This is a genomic window from Burkholderia sp. Tr-20355 (assembly GCF_017104685.1).
In the GTDB taxonomy this organism is placed as follows: Bacteria; Pseudomonadota; Gammaproteobacteria; order Burkholderiales; family Burkholderiaceae; genus Burkholderia; species Burkholderia seminalis.
The window spans coordinates 41301-62892 of the sequence record NZ_JAAGPK010000029.1; the positions used below are offsets into that span (position 1 = coordinate 41301).

Annotated in this window: 19 protein-coding genes; 17 read left to right on the forward strand and 2 right to left on the reverse strand. The window is 64.7% G+C overall.

Annotated elements, in window-relative coordinates:
• The first annotated feature begins 242 nt into the window (after nucleotides 1-242).
• The 15 genes from mnmG to G3N62_RS10710 all read left to right on the forward strand — a co-directional run bounded on the left by mnmG (nucleotide 243) and on the right by G3N62_RS10710 (nucleotide 15869).
• Nucleotides 243-2213: a tRNA uridine-5-carboxymethylaminomethyl(34) synthesis enzyme MnmG gene (gene mnmG, locus G3N62_RS10640; protein ID WP_124608622.1), complete on the forward strand. Its 1971-nt coding sequence runs from the start codon at nucleotides 243-245 to the stop codon at nucleotides 2211-2213.
• Nucleotides 2210-2896 carry a 16S rRNA (guanine(527)-N(7))-methyltransferase RsmG gene (gene rsmG / locus G3N62_RS10645; RefSeq protein ID WP_034188176.1) on the forward strand — a complete coding sequence of 229 codons (687 nt, stop codon included), beginning with the start codon at nucleotides 2210-2212 and terminating at the stop codon, nucleotides 2894-2896. Before mnmG ends, rsmG begins: the two co-directional genes overlap by 4 nt.
• 51 nt (nucleotides 2897-2947) lie before the next feature.
• Complete coding sequence (locus G3N62_RS10650) at nucleotides 2948-3727, forward strand: AAA family ATPase (protein WP_059559486.1); 780 nt, start codon at nucleotides 2948-2950, stop codon at nucleotides 3725-3727.
• A gap of 31 nt (nucleotides 3728-3758) precedes the next feature.
• Nucleotides 3759-4652, forward strand: a complete 894-nt coding sequence (locus G3N62_RS10655; RefSeq protein WP_034188249.1) for a ParB/RepB/Spo0J family partition protein — start codon at nucleotides 3759-3761, stop codon at nucleotides 4650-4652.
• 9 nt (nucleotides 4653-4661) lie between these two features.
• Entirely contained in the window at nucleotides 4662-5792 is a 1131-nt protein-coding gene (locus G3N62_RS10660; protein WP_049030887.1) for an SLC13 family permease, read from the forward strand.
• Between the two features lie 565 nt (nucleotides 5793-6357).
• Complete coding sequence (locus tag G3N62_RS10665; protein WP_124670654.1) at nucleotides 6358-6879, forward strand: ATP synthase subunit I; 522 nt, start codon at nucleotides 6358-6360, stop codon at nucleotides 6877-6879.
• A 109-nt stretch (nucleotides 6880-6988) separates the two neighbouring features.
• The gene (gene atpB, locus G3N62_RS10670; protein WP_012492242.1) at nucleotides 6989-7840 is read left to right on the forward strand and encodes a F0F1 ATP synthase subunit A; all 852 of its coding nucleotides are present in this window, start codon (nucleotides 6989-6991) and stop codon (nucleotides 7838-7840) included.
• 75 nt (nucleotides 7841-7915) lie between these two features.
• Nucleotides 7916-8185, forward strand: a complete 270-nt coding sequence (gene atpE, locus G3N62_RS10675; RefSeq protein WP_006482730.1) for a F0F1 ATP synthase subunit C — start codon at nucleotides 7916-7918, stop codon at nucleotides 8183-8185.
• Nucleotides 8186-8314: 129 nt separating this feature from the next.
• On the forward strand, nucleotides 8315-8785 hold the full coding sequence (locus G3N62_RS10680) for a F0F1 ATP synthase subunit B (RefSeq protein ID WP_006477283.1): 471 nt from the start codon (nucleotides 8315-8317) through the stop codon (nucleotides 8783-8785).
• Nucleotides 8786-8787: 2 nt separating this feature from the next.
• Nucleotides 8788-9327: a F0F1 ATP synthase subunit delta gene (locus tag G3N62_RS10685; RefSeq protein WP_034188172.1), complete on the forward strand. Its 540-nt coding sequence runs from the start codon at nucleotides 8788-8790 to the stop codon at nucleotides 9325-9327.
• Between the two features lie 44 nt (nucleotides 9328-9371).
• Complete coding sequence (gene atpA, locus G3N62_RS10690) at nucleotides 9372-10913, forward strand: F0F1 ATP synthase subunit alpha (protein WP_034188171.1); 1542 nt, start codon at nucleotides 9372-9374, stop codon at nucleotides 10911-10913.
• Between the two features lie 119 nt (nucleotides 10914-11032).
• Nucleotides 11033-11908, forward strand: coding sequence for a F0F1 ATP synthase subunit gamma (gene atpG / locus G3N62_RS10695; RefSeq protein ID WP_034188170.1), 876 nt, complete (start codon nucleotides 11033-11035; stop codon nucleotides 11906-11908).
• A 66-nt stretch (nucleotides 11909-11974) separates the two neighbouring features.
• Entirely contained in the window at nucleotides 11975-13369 is a 1395-nt protein-coding gene (gene atpD / locus G3N62_RS10700) for a F0F1 ATP synthase subunit beta (protein WP_034188169.1), read from the forward strand.
• Nucleotides 13370-13473: 104 nt separating this feature from the next.
• Nucleotides 13474-13899 (forward strand): F0F1 ATP synthase subunit epsilon, encoded by a 426-nt coding sequence (locus G3N62_RS10705; RefSeq protein ID WP_006477288.1) that lies wholly within the window; start codon nucleotides 13474-13476, stop codon nucleotides 13897-13899.
• Between the two features lie 242 nt (nucleotides 13900-14141).
• Nucleotides 14142-15869 (forward strand): AMP-binding protein, encoded by a 1728-nt coding sequence (locus tag G3N62_RS10710; protein WP_124670653.1) that lies wholly within the window; start codon nucleotides 14142-14144, stop codon nucleotides 15867-15869.
• A 297-nt stretch (nucleotides 15870-16166) separates the two neighbouring features.
• Here the strand turns inward: G3N62_RS10710 and G3N62_RS10715 are convergent, their stop codons facing one another.
• Both G3N62_RS10715 and G3N62_RS10720 read right to left on the reverse strand, forming a co-directional pair.
• Nucleotides 16167-16322, reverse strand: coding sequence for a hypothetical protein (locus G3N62_RS10715; RefSeq protein WP_167361860.1), 156 nt, complete (start codon nucleotides 16320-16322; stop codon nucleotides 16167-16169).
• Nucleotides 16323-16601: 279 nt separating this feature from the next.
• Nucleotides 16602-17402, reverse strand: a complete 801-nt coding sequence (locus G3N62_RS10720) for a transporter substrate-binding domain-containing protein (protein ID WP_124670652.1) — start codon at nucleotides 17400-17402, stop codon at nucleotides 16602-16604.
• 144 nt (nucleotides 17403-17546) lie between these two features.
• Between G3N62_RS10720 and hemE the strand changes: the two genes are divergently transcribed.
• Both hemE and G3N62_RS10730 read left to right on the forward strand, forming a co-directional pair.
• Nucleotides 17547-18641, forward strand: a complete 1095-nt coding sequence (hemE, locus tag G3N62_RS10725; RefSeq protein ID WP_034188166.1) for a uroporphyrinogen decarboxylase — start codon at nucleotides 17547-17549, stop codon at nucleotides 18639-18641.
• A gap of 452 nt (nucleotides 18642-19093) precedes the next feature.
• On the forward strand, nucleotides 19094-21355 hold the full coding sequence (locus G3N62_RS10730) for a primosomal protein N' (protein ID WP_124608620.1): 2262 nt from the start codon (nucleotides 19094-19096) through the stop codon (nucleotides 21353-21355).
• Nucleotides 21356-21592 lie beyond the last annotated feature (237 nt).

Genomic DNA, 21592 nt, shown 5'->3' on the forward strand with positions numbered 1-21592 from the left:
CCGCCTGCGGCGTTCTCGCCAGCCAGCTTTTTTGCACAGGTGCAGCGATGTACGGCAAACCGTGCTCGGGCTTTGCCTGAACAGGCTCGACACCCTGGATTCTCCCGTCCACGGCCCAAAAATCGACGAAATGCACAGACCCTACCATTCGGACGGCATTCGGGTGAAAAGCGAACCCGCTATAATTCGGCCCATACATTTCTCTGATAGGTTCGTGCGCAGCTCGGCGTGCGGAATCCACCATGCTTTTTCCCACAGAATTTGACGTCATCGTCGTCGGTGGCGGTCATGCCGGCACGGAAGCCGCGCTGGCGTCCGCCCGTATGGGCGCGAAGACGCTGCTGCTGACCCACAATATCGAAACGCTCGGGCAGATGAGCTGCAATCCGTCGATCGGCGGCATCGGCAAGGGCCATCTGGTCAAGGAAGTCGACGCGCTGGGCGGCGCAATGGCCGCCGCGACGGACGAGAGCGGTATTCAGTTCCGGATCCTCAATTCGTCGAAGGGCCCGGCCGTGCGCGCGACGCGTGCGCAGGCCGACCGCATCCTGTACAAGGCCGCGATCCGCCAGCGGCTCGAGAACCAGCCGAACCTGTGGCTGTTCCAGCAGGCCGTCGACGACCTGATGGTCGAAGGCGACCGCGTGGTGGGCGCCGTCACGCAGATCGGTATCCGCTTCCGCTCGCGTGCGGTCGTGCTGACGGCCGGCACGTTCCTCGACGGCAAGATCCACGTCGGCCTGAACAACTACACGGGCGGCCGCGCCGGCGATCCGGCAGCCGTGTCGCTGTCGTCGCGCCTGAAGGAGCTGAAGCTGCCGCAGGGCCGGTTGAAGACCGGTACGCCCCCGCGTATCGACGGCCGGACGATCGACTTCTCGAAGCTCGACGAGCAGCCGGGCGACCTCGATCCGATTCCCGTGTTCTCGTTCCTGGGCCGCGCGGAGCAGCATCCGCAGCAGCTGCCGTGCTGGGTCACGCATACGAACGAACGCACGCACGACATCATTCGCGGCGGCCTCGACCGTTCGCCCATGTATACAGGCGTGATCGAAGGCGTCGGGCCGCGTTATTGCCCGTCGATCGAGGACAAGATCCACCGGTTCGCGTCGAAGGAATCGCACCAGATCTTTCTCGAGCCGGAAGGGCTGACGACCAACGAGTTCTACCCGAACGGGATCTCGACGAGCCTGCCGTTCGATGTCCAGCTCGAGCTCGTGCATTCGATGCGCGGCCTCGAGAACGCGCACATCCTGCGCCCGGGTTATGCGATCGAGTACGACTACTTCGACCCGCGCGCGCTGAAGGCGTCGCTCGAGACCAAGGCGATCAACGGGTTGTTCTTTGCGGGCCAGATCAACGGCACGACCGGCTATGAAGAGGCGGCCGCGCAGGGCTTGCTGGCCGGCCTCAATGCGGGGCGCTATGTGCAGGAGAAGGACGCGTGGTGCCCGCGTCGTGACCAAGCCTATCTGGGCGTGCTGGTCGACGATCTCGTGACGCGTGGCGTGGCCGAGCCGTACCGGATGTTCACGAGCCGTGCCGAGTATCGCCTGAGCCTGCGTGAAGACAATGCCGACATGCGCCTGACCGAGATCGGCCGCGAGCTGGGGCTCGTCGACGACGCGCGCTGGGACGCATTCAGCCGGAAGCGCGACGCTGTTTCACGTGAAACCGAACGCCTGAAGTCGACGTGGGTCACGCCGAAGACGCTGCCGCCGGAAGAGGCGACCGCGCTGCTCGGCAAGGCGATCGATCACGAATACAGCCTCGCCGAACTGCTGCGTCGTCCGGGCATCAGCTACGACGGCGTATGCGGGCTAAAGGGTGGTGAATGCGGTCCCGCGGAGCCGCTGACCGACGATCCGGTGCTGCTCGAGCAGATCAAGGAGCAGGTCGAGATTGGTATCAAGTATCAGGGCTATATCGAGCGCCAGGCATCCGAGATCGAACGCAACGACGCGAACGAGAACACGCGCTTGCCCGATGGTATCGATTACCGTGAAGTGCGCGGGCTGTCGTTCGAAGTGAGCCAGAAGCTCAACGAGTTCCGGCCGGAAACGATCGGGCAGGCATCGCGCATCTCGGGCGTCACGCCGGCGGCAATCTCGCTGCTGATGGTGCACCTGAAGCGTCGCGGGCTGGGCCGCCGGAATGGCACGGCCGCCGAGGCAACGGAGCAGGGGGACGGCGCCGTCCCGACGCAACAATGACGGCGCGTCGCGCGCCGGCGGTTAATCGGGACGTACTGGAACAGATGCTCGTCGAAGGCACGGCGGCGCTCGACCTCACGCTGACGGATGCTCAGCGCAACCAGTTGCTCGACTATGTCGCGCTGCTCGGCAAGTGGAACGCGGTCTACAACCTGACCGCGATCCGCGACCCGAAGCAGATGCTGATCCAGCACATCCTCGATTCGCTTTCGATCGTCCCGCATCTGCGCGGCCGTGCGTCGGCGCGCGTGCTCGACGTCGGTTCGGGCGGCGGGTTGCCCGGCATCGTGCTCGCGATCGTCGAGCCTGACTGGCAGGTCACGCTGAACGATATCGTGCAGAAGAAGTCTGCATTCCAGACGCAGATGCGCGCGGAACTGAAGCTCGCGAACCTGTCGGTCGTCACCGGGCGGGTCGAATCGCTGCAGCCGGGCGTCGAAGTGCCGGAAAAATTCGACATGATCGTATCCCGCGCTTTCGCGGATCTGTCCGACTTCGTTAAACTTGCTCGACATCTGGTTGCGCCGGGTGGGTCGATCTGGGCAATGAAGGGCGTTCACCCGGATGATGAAATTGCGCGCTTGCCGGAAGGCAGCCGCGTGAAGCAGACGATCCGGCTGGCGGTGCCGATGCTCGATGCCGAGCGGCATCTGTTCGAAGTGGCCGTCGACGACGCGAATTGAAGGCGCGCGGTAGCGCGCCGTTTGTTTGAAGGTAAAGGGAACACACCAACGATGGCAAAGATCTTCTGCGTTGCGAACCAGAAGGGGGGCGTCGGCAAGACGACGACATCGGTCAATCTCGCCGCAAGCCTTGCAGCGCAGGAGCAACGAGTCCTGCTGATCGATCTCGACCCGCAGGGCAACGCGACGATGGGCAGCGGGATCGACAAGGCCGCCTGTGAGGCGACCGTGTACGAAGTGCTGGTCGATGGCGTGTCGGTCGCCGATGCGCGCATCCGCCCGGACGGCGTCACCTACGATGTGCTGCCCGCGAACCGCGAGCTGTCCGGTGCCGAGATCGAACTGATCAGCATCGACAACCGCGAGCGCCGGCTGAAAGCAGCGCTCGAACGCGTGGCCGACGACTACGATTTCGTGCTGATCGATTGCCCGCCGACGCTGTCGCTGCTGACGCTGAACGGGTTGTGCGCGGCACATGGCGTCGTGATCCCGATGCAGTGCGAGTACTTCGCGCTGGAAGGGTTGTCGGACCTCGTCAACACGATCAAGCAGGTTCACGCGAACATGAACCGCGACCTGAAGATCATCGGCTTGCTGCGTGTGATGTTCGATCCGCGCATCACGCTGCAGCAGCAAGTCTCCGATCAACTGAAAGCGCACTTTGGCGACAAGGTGTTCGACGCGGTGATTCCGCGCAACGTGCGCCTGGCGGAAGCGCCGAGTTACGGGTTGCCGGGCGTCGTGTTCGACCGCAGCTCGCGCGGTGCGCAGGCGTATCTCCAGTTCGGTGCCGAGATGATCGAACGCGTCCGCGCGTTCGAGGTGTCGTGATCCGGACATGAGCGAAGCGAGGAAGAAAGACATGAACGCGGTACCAAAGAAGAAGGGCTTGGGACGTGGCCTCGAAGCGCTGCTCGGCGGCAGCGCCGATATCACCGAAGCGGTGAAGATCGAAGGGGCGCCGAACACGCTCGCGCTCGGCAAGCTGCAGGCCGGCAAGTACCAGCCGCGGACGCGGATGGACGAGGGCAGCCTGCAGGAGCTCGCGGCCAGCATTCGCGCTCAGGGCGTGATGCAGCCGATCCTGGTACGGCCCATTTCATCAGACAAATACGAGATCATTGCAGGCGAGCGGCGGTTCCGCGCGGCGCGCCTGGCCGGTCTCGATGAAGTGCCGGTGCTCGTAAAGGACGTGTCCGATCAGGCTGCCGCCGCGATGGCGCTGATCGAGAACATCCAGCGCGAGGACCTGAACCCGCTTGAAGAGGCGCACGGTATCCAGCGCCTGCTCGACGAGTTCGGTTTCACGCACGAGCAGGCGGCCGAATCGGTCGGCCGTTCGCGCAGCGCGGTGTCGAACCTGCTGCGCCTGCTGAACCTCGCGTCGCCGGTGCAGACGATGCTGCTGGCCGGCGATCTCGACATGGGGCACGCGCGCGCGCTGCTCGCCGTCGATGCGGCCACGCAGATCACGCTCGCGCATCAGGTCGTCAACAAGCGCATGTCGGTGCGCGAAACCGAGAAGCTCGTCGCACATACGACGAAGGAAGCGCCGGCCGTGAAGGCGCGCGCGAAGGACGACGGCGGCCGCGATACGCGCCGTCTCGAAGAGGAGTTGTCCGACCTGCTCGCGTCGACGGTGAAGATCAAGCTCGGCCGCCGCGGGCGCGGGCAGGTGACGATCGACTTCGGCAACCTCGATGCGCTCGAGGGCATTCTCGCGCGGCTGCGCGGCAACGTCGCAACCGAAGAGTAAGGACAGCCAATGGAGAAGACGGGCGCACCGGCGCCGCGCCGGTGGCTCGGATGGCTTGCGCAGGAACCGGTACTGTCGGTGCTTGCACTCGGCCTGATCGTGCTGCAATGGGTGCGTCCGCAACCATTTTCGGTGCTTGCAGGTCGCGTCGACTGGCAGACGGTCGCGACGCTCGCGGGCCTGCTGATGCTGACCAAGGCACTCGAGCTGTCCGGTTGCCTGATGTGGCTCGCGCACCGCATTGTGCATCACGTGCATTCCGAACGCGGGCTCGCGATGCTGCTGGTCGGATTCGCCGCGGTACTGTCGATGTGGCTCACCAACGACGTCGCGCTGTTCGTCGTCGTGCCGTTGATGGTGTCGCTGCGTGCACTGACGCCGCTACCGTTCCGGCGGCTCGTGATCGTCGTCGCGCTGGCCGTCAACGCGGGGTCCGTCGCGACACCGCTCGGCAATCCCCAGAATCTTTTCCTGTGGCAATTGAGCGGCGTGTCGTTCGGCCGCTTCGTGGTTACGCTCGGGCCGCTGGCGCTTGCGTTGATGGCGTTGCTGCTCGTGCTGACCGCGTTCATGTTTCGCGCGAAGCCGCTCGATCTGTCCGGCGACGCCATCGCGTTACCGGTACAGCGCATGCACGCGCTGATCGCGGCAGTGCTGTTCGCTGCATTCGTACTGCTCGCCGATGCCCACCATCCGCTGCCGGGCCTCGTCGGCGTCGCCATCGTCCTGCTCGCCGTCAAACGCAACGCAGTCCTGAAGATCGACTGGCTGCTGCTGCTGATCTTCGTGCTGATGTTCGTCGTGCTGCGCAGCGCGGCCGCGCTGCCCGTCGTGCACGACACGATCGCAAATGCGCGGCTCGATTCGCCGCTGCGCGTCTATGCCGCGGGCGCCGTGCTGTCACAGGTGATCAGCAATGTGCCGGCGGCGATCCTGCTGTCGGAATTCACGCACGACTGGCGTGCGCTGGCGTTCGGCGTATCGGTCGGCGGTTTCGGTTTTGCCATCGGTTCGCTCGCGAACCTGATCGCGGTGCGTCTCGCGAAGGAGCCGCGCATGTGGCTGCCGTTTCATCTGGTGTCGATTCCGTTCGCACTCGTGAGCGCGGCACTTGGCGCGTGGTTGCTCGTTCACGGTTGAGCAAGGCGGGTGCGCGGCACAGGTGTGCGATTCGAGGGGCGGGGAAGGGTGCAGTATTCGCGGTGGTTATAGGCTGTTGATAAGTGCCGCAACCCACAGTCGAACACCTGTGGTGGCGCGACAACTGATTGGACGTATCGATGCGCGAGCGTCCGGTCGAATTTCACCCGTCGCGCACGACCGATCGGCCAGGGCGCTTCGCGTGTTCCGGGCCGTCGTGCCAAGTCATTCCGGGCGAGTGTTTCACCGCGCATTTCCCGCGGCGATCGTGCCGCTCCGCCCGGACCCGTACCGGGCATCGTTTCCCCGTCATTCCCCCTGCCGCCGGCGTTTTACGCGCAAGAAATACCGGTGCAAGAAATCGACCTTACAACTGTCATCGTACGTCGTCGAATCGAGTGTTTTTTCACATGATGAGGCGTCGTTTTATGCAGGTTTTTGTCGCGTCTAAAGCCTTGAATCACTTGCAACTATCGCTTACAATCGCCCGGATTTGTTAGCTAGGCACCCCTGAAAGCTTTCAGAAAGCTTGGGGTCGGGTTCAAGGACTTTGCGGAAGATTGCGATGGCGGGTCAGGCGCCGGACGACAGGCACGATGATCAGCGCACGCAACGCCCCGCTTCGGCGGCCGGTGAGTGGCGCGAATCCGACGACTGGGATGTCGAGCAGCAAGATAACAACATCGTTCCGCTTACACGGACGGAAGCCGAGAGGCTGTTCGGTCCGAACGTGAGCAAGCCCTCGCGCGTGACCCCCTACAAGGTGGTGTTCGCGCAAGTGGTCCTGTCCCTGGTTGCAACGCTGGCGTGGTGGCTGTTTTCGAAGTCGCCGGGCGCCGCTGCGCAATCCGCGTTTCTGGGCGGAGCGATTGGCTGGGTGCCATGTGCGGTATTCGTGGCACGACTGAAGGCAGGTGGCTCGGCCACCGTGATGAGCTGGGTGATGGGCGAAGCCCTGAAGCTCGCTCTGACGATCGGGATGTTCACCGCAGTGGCGTTCGGCTGGGCCGGCGTGCACTGGGTGCCGTTCCTCGTCACGTACCTCGTCGTGCTGAAGACCTACTGGATCGCGCTGGCCTGGCGGTAAGGAACAAGCAGCGTGCGGTTTCGACAGCGAACCGCACCGGCCCGTTCCCGCAATAGCGTGTTGCGGAACAGGCAAAACGATTTTCGACAATTTGGGTGGCATTAACGATATGGCAGCTAGCGAAGGCACGCGCGGTCCGGATCCGTCCGAGTACATTGCGCACCACTTGCAGAATTTCTCCACCTCGCATCAGACGTCGATTTTCGACATCCACGTCTGGAATCTCGACACGCTGTTCTGGTCGATCGTGTGCGGCATCGTGACGATCGTCCTGCTGCGTCTGGCCGCCCGCAAGGCGACGTCGGGCGTGCCGGGCCGCTTCCAGTGCGCGATCGAGATGCTCGTCGAAATGGTCGAAGACCAGTCGAAGGCCATCGTCCACGGCAATCGTACCTTCATCGCTCCGCTCGCCCTCACGGTGTTCGTGTGGGTCGCGCTGATGAACTCCCTCGACTTCCTCCCGGTCGACCTGCCGGGCCGCGTGATCGGCCTGCTCGGTCTGTCGGACGTGATTTCCCACCATCGCATCGTCCCGACGGCCGACCTGAACGGCACGCTCGGCATCGCGCTCGGCGTGTTCGTCCTGATGATCTACTACAGCATCAAGATCAAGGGCGCGGGCGGCTTCGTGCACGAGCTGCTGTCGGCACCGTTCGGCGCACACCCGCTGCTGTGGATCCCGAACCTCGCGCTCAACATTGTCGAATATCTCGCGAAGACCGTTTCTCTCGGTATGCGGCTGTTCGGCAACATGTACGCGGGTGAGCTGTTGTTCCTGTTGATCGCCCTGCTCGGCAGCATGTGGAGCTTCGGTGGCGACGCAACGTTCCTCGGCTTCGTTGGTCATGTGATCGCGGGTAGCGTCTGGGCAATCTTCCACATCCTGATTGTTCTGTTGCAGGCATTCATTTTCATGATGCTGACGCTGGTGTATCTCGGCCAGGCGCACGACAAGCACTAAGCGCGGCGTGCAAGAAAGAGTCTTCGTTTTAGTTTTTTAAATCTCAGTTCCAAGTCTTTTCACAAAGGAGTGATCATGCAAGCTTACATCGCCAACATCCAGGGTCTGACCGCCATCGGTATCGGCATCATCATCGGCCTGGGTGCAATCGGCGCCTGTATCGGTATCGCGCTGATGGGTGGCAAGTACATCGAAGCCTGCGCGCGTCAGCCGGAACTCATCAACCCGCTGCAAACGAAGATGTTCCTGCTGGCTGGCCTGATCGACGCTGCATTCCTGATCGGCGTTGGTGTCGCAATGCTGTTCGCGTTCGCGAACCCGCTCCTGTCGAAGCTCGCAGGCTAAGGTTCCTCGGAAATATGCGTCCGGCGTGAGCCGGCGCAGGGCGGAACGGAGACTTGGGGCGCTGATCGAATGCAACTCGATGAGCGCCTTACCGTTTCATTTTTCCGGAATAGCAGATAAGGAAACACCGTGAATCTCAACGCAACTCTGTTTGCGCAAATGGTCGTGTTCCTGGTCCTCGCGTGGTTCACGATGAAATTCGTGTGGCCGCCGTTGATCAACGCCCTCGACGAACGTTCGAAGAAGATCGCCGACGGCCTCGCCGCCGCGGAGAAGGGCAAGGCGGAACTCGACGCAGCGCACAAGCGCGTGGACCAGGAACTCGCGCAGGCCCGCAACGACGGCCAGCAGCGCATCGCCGACGCCGAAAAGCGTGCCCAGGCGGTCGCCGAGGAAATCAAGGCCAACGCCCAGGCTGAAGCCGCCCGCATCGTCGCTCAGGCGAAGGCGGAAGCAGAACAGCAAATCGTGAAGGCGCGCGAAGCGCTGCGTGGCGAAGTCGCCGCGCTGGCCGTGAAGGGCGCCGAGCAGATCCTGAAGCGCGAAGTCGATCAAACGGCCCACGCCCAACTGCTGAATCAACTGAAAGCCGAGCTCTGATCATGGCCGAACTTGCAACCATCGCCCGCCCTTACGCAGAAGCGCTGTTCCGCGTGGCCGAGGGCGGTGACATCGCCGCCTGGTCCACGCTCGTGCAAGAGCTGGCCCAGGTTGCGCGTCTGCCGGAAGTGCTGTCGGTCGCGTCGAGCCCGAAGGTGACGCGCACGCAAGTAGCCGAGTTGCTGCTTGCTGCGGTGAAGTCGCCGCTCGCGGCCGGCGCCGAAGCGAAGAACTTCGTGCAGATGCTGGTCGACAATCATCGCATCGCGCTGCTGCCGGAAATTGCCGAGCAGTTCGAGGCGCTCAAGAACGAACGTGAAGGCGCAGCCGACGCCGAGATCGTGAGCGCGTTCCCGCTGAACGGCGCGGATCTCGACAGTCTCGTCTCGGGCCTCGAACGCAAGTTCAAGCGCAAGCTGAAACCGACGGTCGAAGTCGATTCGTCGCTGATCGGCGGCGTGCGCGTGACGGTCGGCGACGAAGTGCTCGACACCTCGGTTCGCGCGCGCCTCGCATCGATGCAGGCTGCCTTGACCGCCTGAGCGCCACGCCGGCACGCAACAGAATTGACTATCAGGAGCGAATAATGCAACTCAATCCCTCTGAGATCAGCGAGCTGATCAAGAGCCGGATCCAGGGCCTTGAAGCGAGCGCAGACGTTCGCAACCAGGGCACCGTGATCTCCGTGACCGACGGTATCGTGCGTATCCACGGCCTGTCGGACGTGATGCAGGGCGAAATGCTCGAGTTTCCGGGCAACACGTTCGGTCTCGCGCTGAACCTCGAGCGCGACTCGGTCGGCGCGGTGATTCTCGGCGAATACGAACACATCTCGGAAGGCGACGTCGTCAAGACGACGGGCCGCATTCTCGAAGTGCCGGTGGGTCCGGAACTCGTCGGCCGCGTGGTCGATGCGCTCGGCAACCCGATCGACGGCAAGGGCCCGGTCAACGCGAAGCTGACCGACGCGATCGAAAAGATCGCCCCGGGCGTGATCTGGCGCAAGTCGGTGTCGCAGCCGGTGCAGACGGGCATCAAGTCGATCGACGCGATGGTGCCGATCGGCCGTGGCCAGCGTGAGCTGATCATCGGCGACCGTCAGTGCGGCAAGACCGCGGTGGCGCTCGACGCGATCATCAACCAGAAGGGCAAGGACCTGATCTGTATCTACGTCGCGATCGGCCAGAAGGCTTCGTCGATCATGAACGTGGTTCGCAAGCTCGAAGAAACGGGCGCGATGGAATACACGATCGTCGTCGCCGCTTCGGCGTCGGATTCGGCCGCGATGCAGTACCTCGCACCGTACGCCGGCTGCACGATGGGCGAATACTTCCGCGACCGTGGCCAGGACGCGCTGATCATCTATGACGACTTGACCAAGCAAGCCTGGGCATACCGTCAGATCTCGCTGCTGCTGCGCCGCCCGCCGGGCCGTGAAGCGTACCCGGGCGACGTGTTCTATCTGCACTCGCGCCTGCTGGAGCGTGCCGCTCGCGTGTCGGAAGAGTACGTCGAGAAGTTCACGAACGGTGAAGTGAAGGGCAAGAGCGGTTCGCTGACGGCACTGCCGGTCATCGAAACGCAGGCGGGCGACGTGACCGCGTTCGTTCCGACGAACGTGATCTCGATCACCGACGGCCAGATCTTCCTGGAAACCGACCTGTTCAACGCAGGCATCCGCCCGGCAATCAACGCCGGCGTGTCGGTGTCGCGAGTCGGTGGCGCCGCTCAGACGAAGGTCGTGAAGAAGCTGTCGGGCGGTATCCGTACCGACCTCGCGCAGTACCGTGAACTGGCTGCATTCGCGCAGTTCGCATCGGACCTCGACGAAGCGACCCGCAAGCAGCTCGAGCGCGGCCGCCGCGTGACGGAACTGCTGAAGCAGCCGCAGTACCAGCCGCTGCAGGTCTGGGAACTGGCCGTGTCGCTGTATGCCGCGAACAACGGCTACCTCGACGATCTCGACGTCAAGCAAGTGCTGTCGTTCGAGAAGGGCCTGCGCGAAAACCTGAAGACCAGCCACGCTGACCTCATCAAGCGCATCGAAGACACCAAGGATCTCTCGAAGGACGACGAAGGCGCACTGCGCTCGGCGATCGAATCCTTCAAGAAGTCCGGTGCCTATTGATCCGCGAGTGACACATTGAGGCCGCGCGGGTGCTGATGCGCCCGCGCCGCTTCGGTGAGCGATGCATGAGCCCCGAGTAAAGCGCTAAAGCGCTAACCCGGGGCGCAAAGGAGCAAGCTATGGCTGGAATGAAGGAAATTCGCGGCAAGATCAAGAGCGTGCAGAACACGCGCAAGATCACGAAGGCGATGGAGATGGTGGCCGCATCGAAGATGCGCCGCGCGCAGGAACGCATGCGCGCCGCTCGTCCGTATGCGGACAAGGTCCGTGCCATCGCCGCGCACATGAGCCGTGCGAACCCGGAGTACCGCCACCCGTTCATGGTGGCAAACGACGGCGCGAAGACGGCCGGCATCATCCTCGTCACGACGGACAAGGGGTTGTGCGGCGGTTTGAACACCAACGTGCTGCGTGCGACGGTGCAGAAGTTCAAGGAGCTGGAAGAGAAGGGCCAGAAGGTCGAAGCCACCGCGATCGGCGGCAAGGGCCTCGGGTTCCTGAACCGCTTCGGCGCGAAGGTGATGTCGCAGGTCGTGCACCTCGGCGACACCCCGCATCTGGACAAGCTGATCGGCGCCGTGAAGACGCAGCTCGATCTGTATTCGGAAGGCAAGCTGTCGGCGGTTTATATCGCTTACACGCGCTTCGTCAACACGATGAAGCAGGAAGCCGTGATCGAGCAGCTGCTGCCGCTGTCGTCGGAACACTTCGAAGCCGATGACGGTACGCCGGCCACGTCGTGGGACTACATCTACGAGCCGGACGCGCAGGCAGTCGTCGACGAACTGCTCGTGCGTTACGTCGAGGCGCTGGTGTACCAGGCCGTCGCGGAAAACATGGCGTCCGAGCAATCGGCGCGCATGGTCGCGATGAAGGCCGCGTCCGACAACGCGAAGACGGTGATCAGCGAACTGCAGCTCGTGTACAACAAGAGCCGTCAGGCCGCGATCACGAAAGAACTGTCGGAGATCGTCGGCGGCGCAGCCGCTGTTTAAGCGCGCGCCCGGGACGACAACTGCGCCTTTGCGCGAGTAAAGAATCAGGTATTTAAAGGAAAAGCGATGAGTACTGCTGCTTTGGTAGAAGGCAAGATCGTACAGTGCATCGGCGCCGTTATCGACGTGGAATTCCCGCGCGACAGCATGCCGAAGATCTACGACGCGCTTATTCTCGATGGCTCGGAACTGACGCTCGAAGTCCAGCAGCAGCTGGGCGACGGCGTGGTCCGTACCATCTGTCTGGGTGCTTCCGACGGCCTGCGCCGCGGCCTGACCGTGAAGAACACGGCAAAGCCGATTTCGGTGCCGGTCGGCAAGCCGACCCTCGGCCGGATCATGGACGTCCTCGGCCGTCCGATCGACGAAGCCGGCCCGATCGAAAGCGAACATACGCGTTCGATCCACCAGAAGGCTCCGGCGTTCGACGAACTGTCGCCGTCGACCGAACTGCTCGAAACGGGTATCAAGGTCATCGACCTGATCTGCCCGTTCGCCAAGGGCGGCAAGGTTGGCCTGTTCGGCGGTGCCGGCGTGGGCAAGACCGTCAACATGATGGAGCTCATCAACAACATCGCGAAGGAACACGGCGGTTACTCCGTGTTCGCGGGCGTGGGCGAGCGTACCCGTGAAGGGAACGACTTCTACCACGAAATGAAGGACTCGAACGTTCTCGACAAGGTCGCGCTGGTGTACGGCCAGATGAACGAGCCGCCGGGCAACCGTCTGCGCGTCGCGCTGACCGGCCTGACGATGGCCGAGCACTTCCGTGACGAAGGCCTCGACGTGCTGTTCTTCGTCGACAACATCTACCGTTTCACGCTGGCCGGTACCGAAGTGTCGGCACTGCTCGGCCGTATGCCGTCGGCAGTGGGCTATCAGCCGACGCTGGCTGAAGAAATGGGCAAGCTGCAAGAGCGCATCACGTCGACCAAGAAGGGCTCGATTACGTCGGTCCAGGCCGTGTACGTCCCTGCGGACGACTTGACCGACCCGTCGCCGGCGACGACCTTCGGCCACCTGGACGCAACCGTCGTTCTGTCGCGTGACATCGCTTCGCTGGGTATCTACCCGGCGGTCGACCCGCTCGACTCGACGTCGCGCCAGATCGATCCGAACGTGATCGGTGAAGAGCACTACTCGATCACCCGTCGCGTTCAGCAGACGCTGCAGCGCTACAAGGAACTGCGCGACATCATCGCGATTCTGGGCATGGACGAACTGTCGCCGGAAGACAAGCTGTCGGTCGCACGTGCACGTAAGATCCAGCGTTTCCTGTCGCAGCCGTTCCACGTTGCTGAAGTGTTCACGGGCTCGCCGGGCAAGTACGTGCCGCTGAAGGAAACGATCCGCGGCTTCAAGATGATCGTCGACGGCGAGTGCGACCACCTGCCGGAACAGGCGTTCTACATGGTCGGCACGATCGACGAAGCCTTCGAAAAGGCCAAGAAGATCCAGTAAGGGTCGGGTGTAACGCAGCGGGCGCCGTTGAGGTCGTTGATTCTCCTGTACCCCCGGGGACAGGAGACACGGCGCCCACGTAATACGCTCAACCAGGAGTCGATATGGCAACCATCAAAGTAGACGTCGTCAGCGCGGAAGAGCAGATCTTCTCGGGCGAGGCGAAATTCGTCGCGCTGCCGGGCGAAACGGGTGAGCTGGGCATTCTGCCGGGTCACACGCCGCTGATCACGCGGATTCGTCCGGGTGCGGTGCGCATCGAAGTCGAGGGCGGCAACGACGAATTCGTGTTCGTCGCGGGCGGCATTCTCGAAGTGCAGCCGGGCGCCGTGACGGTGCTCGCCGATACCGCGATCCGCGGCAAGGACCTCGACGCGGCGAAAGCCGAGGAAGCGCGCAAGCGTGCCGAGGAAACGCTGCAGAACGCGAAGTCGGATCTCGACCTCGCGAAGGCGCAATCCGAGCTCGCGACCGCGATGGCGCAGCTCGAAGCGATCCAGCGTCTGGCGAAGATCCGCAGCCGGCACTAAGCCGCGCCGCGTATCCCGCGAAAGAAAGCAGCCTTCGGGCTGCTTTTTTTTCGTCTGCGGATTGCGGGCCAGATCATTCCGTCCGGTCGTGCTATTTCATCCGTCCGCCGCGAATTGATGTCAGAGTGTCGTCAGCGGAGCGCGGCATCATCCGCAGTGAGGCTGTCCGTCGCGATCGAGGCGATGGAGGCGGGCGTGGCAGGCGCGCGCGGGCCGATCAGACCAAAAAGACGGAGACATTCATGGCAGCAGACCTTGGCGTGGGCGCGCTGATCGCGCCCGAGAACGGCTTGTCGTACGTGCGTGGCGCGACCGACGTGCCGCTGTCCGACGCGACGATCGGCCGGTTCCTGCGCGACACCGCCGGCCGCTTTCCCGACCGTCCGGCCGTCGTGTTCCGCGAGCAGCAGGTGCGCTGGACCTGGCGCGAGTTCGCGAACGAGGTCGACGTGCTCGCGGCGGGGCTGGCCGCGCTCGGTATCGTGAAGGGCGACCGCGTCGGCATCTGGTCGCCGAACCGCAGCGAATGGCTGCTCACGCAGTTCGCGACCGCGCGCATCGGTGCGGTGCTCGTCAACCTGAATCCGGCCTACCGGCTCGCCGAGCTCGAATACGCGCTGAACAAGGTCGGCTGCAAGGCCGTGATCACGGCCGAGCGCTTCAAGTCGTCGGCCTACGTCGAGATGCTGCAGGCCATCGCGCCGGAGCTCGCGACCACGACGCCGGGCGACCTGCACGCGGCACGCGTGCCGAGCCTGCGCACGGTCGTGTCGATGGGCGACGTCGCGCCGGCCGGCATGTTCCGCTTCGCGGACGTGATGACACGCGGCCGCCAGGCCGTCGATCCGGGATTGCTCGATGCAATCGGCGCGACGCTCACGGCCAACGAACCGATCAACATCCAGTTCACGAGCGGCACGACCGGCAGCCCGAAGGGCGCGACGCTCACGCACCGCAACGTCGTCAACAACGGGCGCTCGATCGCGACCGCGATGCGCTTCACCGAGCACGACACGCTATGCATCCCGGTGCCGCTCTATCACTGCTTCGGGATGGTGCTGGCCGTGCTCGCGTGCGTGTCGAAGGGCGCGGCGATGGTGTTCCCCGGCGAGGCGTTCGATCCGGTTGCGACGCTCGCGGCCGTGGCCGGCGAGCGCTGCACCGCGCTGCACGGCGTGCCGACGATGTTCATCGCCGAGCTCGATCATCCGGCGTTCTCGACCTTCGATCTTTCGACGCTGCGCACCGGGATCATGGCCGGCTCGCCGTGCCCGATCGAGACGATGAAGCGCGTCGTGTCGCAGATGCACCTGTCGGAGATCACGATCGCGTACGGGATGACGGAGACGAGCCCCGTATCGTTCCAGAGTTCGACCGACGATCCGCTCGAGAAGCGCACGACGACGGTCGGCCGCATCCAGCCACACCTGGAAGTGAAGATCGTCGATGCGAGCGGCGACATCGTGCCGGTCGGCGCGACGGGCGAGCTTTGCACGAAGGGCTATTCGGTGATGCTCGGCTACTGGGACGACGACGCGAAGACGCGCGAGGTGCTGGTCGACGGCTGGATGCACACGGGCGACCTCGCGACGCTCGATGCGGACGGCTACTGCAATATCGTCGGGCGCCTGAAGGACATGGTGATCCGCGGCGGCGAGAACGTCTATCCGCGCGAGATCGAGGAGTTCCTGTTTCGGCATCCGAAGATCCAGAGCGCGCAGGTGTTCGGCGTGCCGGATGCGAAGTACGGCGAGGAGCTGTGCGCGTGGATCGTGCTGCGCGCGGACGAGCAGATGACGGAGGACGACGTGCGTGCGTTCTGCAGCGGGCAGATCGCGCACTACAAGATTCCGCGCTACATCCGCTTCGTCGACGAGCTGCCGATGACGGTGACGGGCAAGGTGCAGAAGTTCGTGATGCGCGACCGGATGATCGAGGAGCTGAAGCTCGACGTGCAGAAGACCGCTTGATGCGGGACGGCGCGGGAAAAATGCGGGAAAAAACGTGGCGGCCTGCGGGCCGTTACGTTTTCGATGGACGAAAAAAAGCGGGCTTATTAGCCCGCTAAAAACCACACGCTACGGGGTTAGCGCGAGGAGACCAAAGATGAAACCGAATCCGGCGGGGGGCCGGAAACGACTCCAACAGGGATGCCCCTCGGAAGGGCTTCGGTACGTGACCGACTGGCTCGCAGCGCTTCGCGTCCGCTCACACTTGGCACACGAGACCGCATCCGTGTTGAAACCGTTGAGGCCATTGTGGGCGAATTAATGACCCGTCGCGGTAACAAAGTGTTTCAGGTTGTAACGCCCGCCAGATAAGGCTTCCCGGGATTTTTTGCTGTTTTCGGGGTCCTGAAAAAGGTCATTTTTACCCATATTTTCCGCTGCGTTTTCAGCCGATGCGCACGATGCGTTTTTCATGCGTATCGGGCGCGATGAATGGCCGATTTTCACGTCAGAAAGTGCGCGGCATGATCGATACCGCGGATGACGATTCATTCGTCAGAAAGATTTTGAAACGTGATCGGAATGCGCGGAAGTCGGCCGATCGGCCGATTCGGGTGGTTTCGCGCCGATTGTCGGGTCGGGCGACGCGAGGGCAATGTGTAACGGCGGCAGGTTCGCCGCCGCCATGCCGCGCATTCGGCAGGCGGCGGCCACGGGGTCGATGCCCGTTATCGGCCGCCGCGGACGGGCTTCTCACTTCAGCCACTTGTCCGAAATCGCCTGGTATTCGCCGGTCGACAGCGCGAGATGCAGCCACTGGTCGACGTATTGCTGGAACACGACGTCGCCGCGCGGCACCATGTACGCCTTCTCGCCGAACTGGAACGGCTTGTCCGGATGCACCGAGCACAGCCCCGGATTCAGCTTTTGCTGCAACTGCGTCTCGGACGCATCCGTCACCATCACGTCGGCCTTGCCCGCGAGGATCTGCTTGAAGATCGTCACGTTGTCCGGATAGACGGTCAGGTTCGCATGTGTGAAGAACTGTTTCGCGAACCGCTCGTTGGTGCCGCCCGGATTCACGATCACACGCGTCTCGGGCCGGTCGATCTGCGCGACGGTCTGGTACTTGTCGGCGTCCGCGCAGCGCACGATCGGCGTCTTGCCGTCGACGACGTACGGCTGCGTGAAGAACACGCGCTTCTGGCGCTCGAGCGTCGTCGACACGCCGCCCACCGCGATGTCGCATTTCGCGACGAAATCGGCGGTCAGGTTCGGCCAGCTCGTCTTCACGAAGTCGGTCTTCACGCCGAGCGATTTCGCGAGCGATTCGGCCATGTCGATGTCGATGCCCTCGAAACGGCCGTCCGCGCGGTAGTACGAATACGGCTTGTAGTCGCCCGTCGTGCACACGCGCAGCGTGCCGCGCGCGAGCACGTCGTCGAGCCGCGAACCGGCACCCGGTGCGGCGGCGGTGGTGCCGGTGGTGGTCTGCGCGTGCGCGGCGGCGCAGCAGAGCAGCGCGGCCGCGGCGAGCGTGGCGAATGTCTTCATCGGTCTCCTCCTTCATTCGATATGAGCGTCCGATCATAACGGAGCCATCGCGCGCGTCATATGGCCGCCATCGCGTCGGCATGCGCAGCCTGAGGGCGGCTGTCCGGTAAAATGCCGCTTTGCCTTCGCATCGTCGCTCCTACCGTGGCCCATAACCTGCTCAACGACACCTTCCTGCGTGCGCTTCTGCGCGAGCCGACCGACTACACGCCGATCTGGCTGATGCGCCAGGCCGGCCGCTACCTGCCCGAATACAACGCGACGCGTGCGCGCGCCGGCAGCTTCCTCGGCCTCGCGAAGAATCCCGACTACGCGACCGAGGTGACGCTGCAGCCGCTCGAGCGTTTCCCGCTCGACGCCGCGATCCTGTTCTCGGACATCCTGACGATTCCCGACGCGATGGGGCTCGGTCTCGACTTCCAGGTCGGCGAAGGGCCGAAGTTCGCGCATCCGGTGCGCACCGAGGCCGACGTCGCGAAGCTTGCGGTGCCGGACATCGAGGAGACGCTCGGTTATGTGACGGGCGCCGTGCGCGAGATCCGCCGCGCGCTCACCGACGGCCAGGGCCGCCAGCGCGTGCCGCTGATCGGCTTCTCGGGCAGCCCGTGGACGCTCGCGTGCTACATGGTCGAAGGCGGCGGGTCGGACGATTTCCGCACGGTGAAGTCGATGGCGTATTCGCGCCCCGACCTGATGCACCGGATCCTCGACGTGAATGCGCAGGCGGTGGCCGCGTACCTGAACGCGCAGATCGAAGCGGGCGCGCAGGCCGTGATGATCTTCGATACGTGGGGCGGCGCGCTGGCCGACGGCGCATACCAGCGCTTCTCGCTCGACTACATCCGCCGCGTGGTGAGCCAGCTCAAGCGCGAGCACGACGGCGAGCGCGTGCCGGTGATCACGTTCACGAAGGGCGGCGGGCTGTGGCTCGAGGAGATCGCGGCGACCGGCGTCGATGCGGTCGGGCTCGACTGGACGGTCAACCTCGGCGCCGCGCGCGAGCGCGTCGCGGGGCGTGTCGCGCTGCAGGGCAACCTCGATCCGACGATCCTGTTTGCGCCGCCGGCCGCGGTGCGCGAACAGGCGCGCGCGGTGCTCGACAGCTACGGCAACCATCCGGGCCACGTGTTCAACCTCGGCCACGGCATCTCGCAATTCACGTCGCCCGATCACGTCGCCGAACTCGTCGACGAAGTACACAACCACAGCCGCGCGATCCGTAGCCGAGCCGCTGGCTGAACGCAAGCGTTGTCATGCTGCACTGCGGGATGACAGCGTTTCGCTGTCGGGACTAAACAGGGCGCAACCCCGCTCCCGCTGCCGATCCGGTGCTTGTCAAGACTTGACTTATACACATTTTCCACGTTGCAGCGCGGTAGAGCCCTGTATCGGTCAATTTGTCTCGCTATTGTTCGGTAATTTGAATAGCAGCCTTATGGAATAAGGCTCCGCGGGGCGGCGCCCCGCGCGGCGAAAAACAGCGGAAAGCACGGCCCCGCGCGCGTTGCGGCCATTCGGGGGCGAGTTCTCAACAAAGTTATCCACAGGACTGGGCAGGGTATACGGCGATTCCTAATGCGAATCCAAAACTTAGCGCGGAATCTGAAGTTTTACTTTAAGTTCGCTGCCGCGATGCGGACGCGGATGCAAGCCGCCTGTCCTTCGCGTACCGCTGACGGTGGGGCGCCGCAATGAGCGGCACCTACCTGCGCGTCGCGCTCGACCATCCGCTCGCGACCCTGTTCGACTACCGCTGCGACGCGCAGCCGGCACCCGTGCCCGGCACGCTCGTGCAGGTGCCGTTCGGCAAGCGGCAGGCCGTCGGGCTCGTTTGCGAAGTGACGACTCACACCGATGTGCCGCCGTCACGGCTGCGCGCGGTCGACGCGATCTGCGCCGACCTGCCCCCGCTGTCGGCGGACTGGCTCGCCCTGGTGTCGTTCGCCGCCGACTACTATCAGCGCGGGCGCGGCGAGGTTGCGCTGCCGGCGCTGCCGCAGGCGCTGCGCGACGCCGGGCGCTGGGGGCGGCTGCTCGCGCCCGAAGTGCGCTACCAGCCGACCGAAGCCGGCCGCGCGGCGTTGCCCGATGCATTGCCCGCGCGCGGCGCCGCGCTGCGGCGGCTTGCACAGGCGCTCGTCGATACCGGTTCGTTGACGCTGCCCGACGCGCGGGCGCTGCATCCGAAGGCGGCCGCGACGCTCGACGACTGGGCCGCGCGCGGCTGGGTCGACGTCGAGGAGATCGGCTGGGCCGATGCGCCTGTGCCCAAAGCTGTGGATAACCTGTCGACAACCGGTGGACGAACCGTGCCGCCGGCACTGACCGACCAGCAGGCCGAGGCGCTCGACGCGATCCGCGCGGCAGCGGGCTTCGCGCCGTTCCTGCTGCACGGCGTGACGGGCAGCGGCAAGACCGAGGTCTATCTGCATGCGCTCGCGTCGCTGCTCGATGCACGGCCGGACGCGCAGGCGCTCGTGCTCGTGCCCGAAATCAACCTGACGCCGCAGTTCGAGGCCGCGTTTCGCGCGCGCTTCGCGGGGGCGCTCGCCGACGACGCGATCGTCACGCTGCACAGCGGGCTCGCCGAGGGCGAGCGGGCGCGCAACTGGCTGGCCGCCCACACGGGCCGCGCGCGGATCGTGCTCGGCACGCGCCTGGCGGTGCTGGCGTCGATGCCGACGCTCGCGCTGATCGTCGTCGACGAGGAGCACGAGCCGGCGTACAAGCAGCAGGAAGGGCTGCGCTATTCGGCGCGCGATCTCGCCGTGTGGCGCGCCAAGCAGCTCGGCATCACGGTCGTGCTCGGCTCGGCCACGCCGTCGCTCGAAAGCTGGTGGCAGGCCGAGCAGGGGCGCTATACGAAGCTCACGCTGTCGCGCCGCGCGGTGGCCGACGCGACGCTGCCGACCGTGCGGCTGATCGATCTCGAAGAGGAGCGGCGGCGCGGCCGCGCGTCGATGGGCGGGCTGTCGGGGCCGCTCGTCGCGGCGCTGAAGGCGCGGCTCGAACGCGGCGAGCAGAGCCTCGTGTTCCTGAACCGGCGCGGTTACGCGCCGCAGCTCGCGTGCGACGCATGCGGCTGGGTCGCCGGTTGTCCGCGCTGCAGCGCGTACGTCGTCCTGCACAAGCCCGAGCATGCGCTGCGCTGCCATCACTGCGGCTGGGAGGCGCGCATTCCGCGGTCGTGTCCGGAGTGCGGGAACGTCGACATCGCGCCGCTCGGGCGCGGCACGCAGCGTATCGAGGAGGCGCTCGCCGAGGCCGTGCCGGGCGCGCGGGTGCTGCGGATCGACGCGGACAGCACGCGCCGCAAGGGCAGCGCGCAGGCGCTGTTCTCCGACGTGCATGCGGGCGAGGTCGACATCCTGGTCGGCACGCAGATGATCGCGAAGGGGCACGACTTTCAGCGCGTGTCGCTCGTCGGCGTGCTCAATGCCGACACCGCGCTGTTTTCGCACGATTTCCGGGCGAGCGAACGGCTGTTCGCGCAGTTGATGCAGGTGAGCGGCCGCGCGGGGCGGGCCGGGCTGCCGGGCGAGGTGATGGTGCAGACGCGTTACCCGCGTCATGCGCTGTATCACGCGCTCGGGCGGCAGGATTACGTCGGCTTCGCGAATTCGACGCTCGGCGAGCGCCGCGACGCGCACCTGCCGCCGTTCGTCTACCAGGCGCTGCTGCGCGCCGAAGGGCGCACGCTCGACGCGGCGCTCGCGTTCCTGCTTCAGGCCGCGGCCGCATTGCCGGGGCTGCCGGGCGCCGATCGCGTGACCGTGTACGACGCGGTGCCGATGACGATCGTCAAGGTCGCGAACGTCCATCGCGCGCAGTTGCTGCTCGAAAGCGCATCGCGGGCGGCGCTGCAGCATGCGCTGCGCGCATGGCAGCCGGCACTGCGGGCGCTGAAGGGCGTGCTGCGGTGGAGCGTCGAAGTCGACCCGCTGGATATCTGAGCGGCGCGCTGCCGTATGAAGAAGCCCGGCCCGCCGGGCGTCACCCGCCTGCCTCTCGTCGCGCGTCCGAACCGGGCGTCGCATCGTTTCTCCCACCCAGTGCAACCCGTTTTCGGCCGCTTCCACGCGCGTCGACGGTTGCACACGCGCGTCCAGCCGGCCCGATCAGGGAAAACACCGATCCGCCGACCACGGGCAACCCCTAGGTTGCAACCACATAAGTGGCTGATTATATTG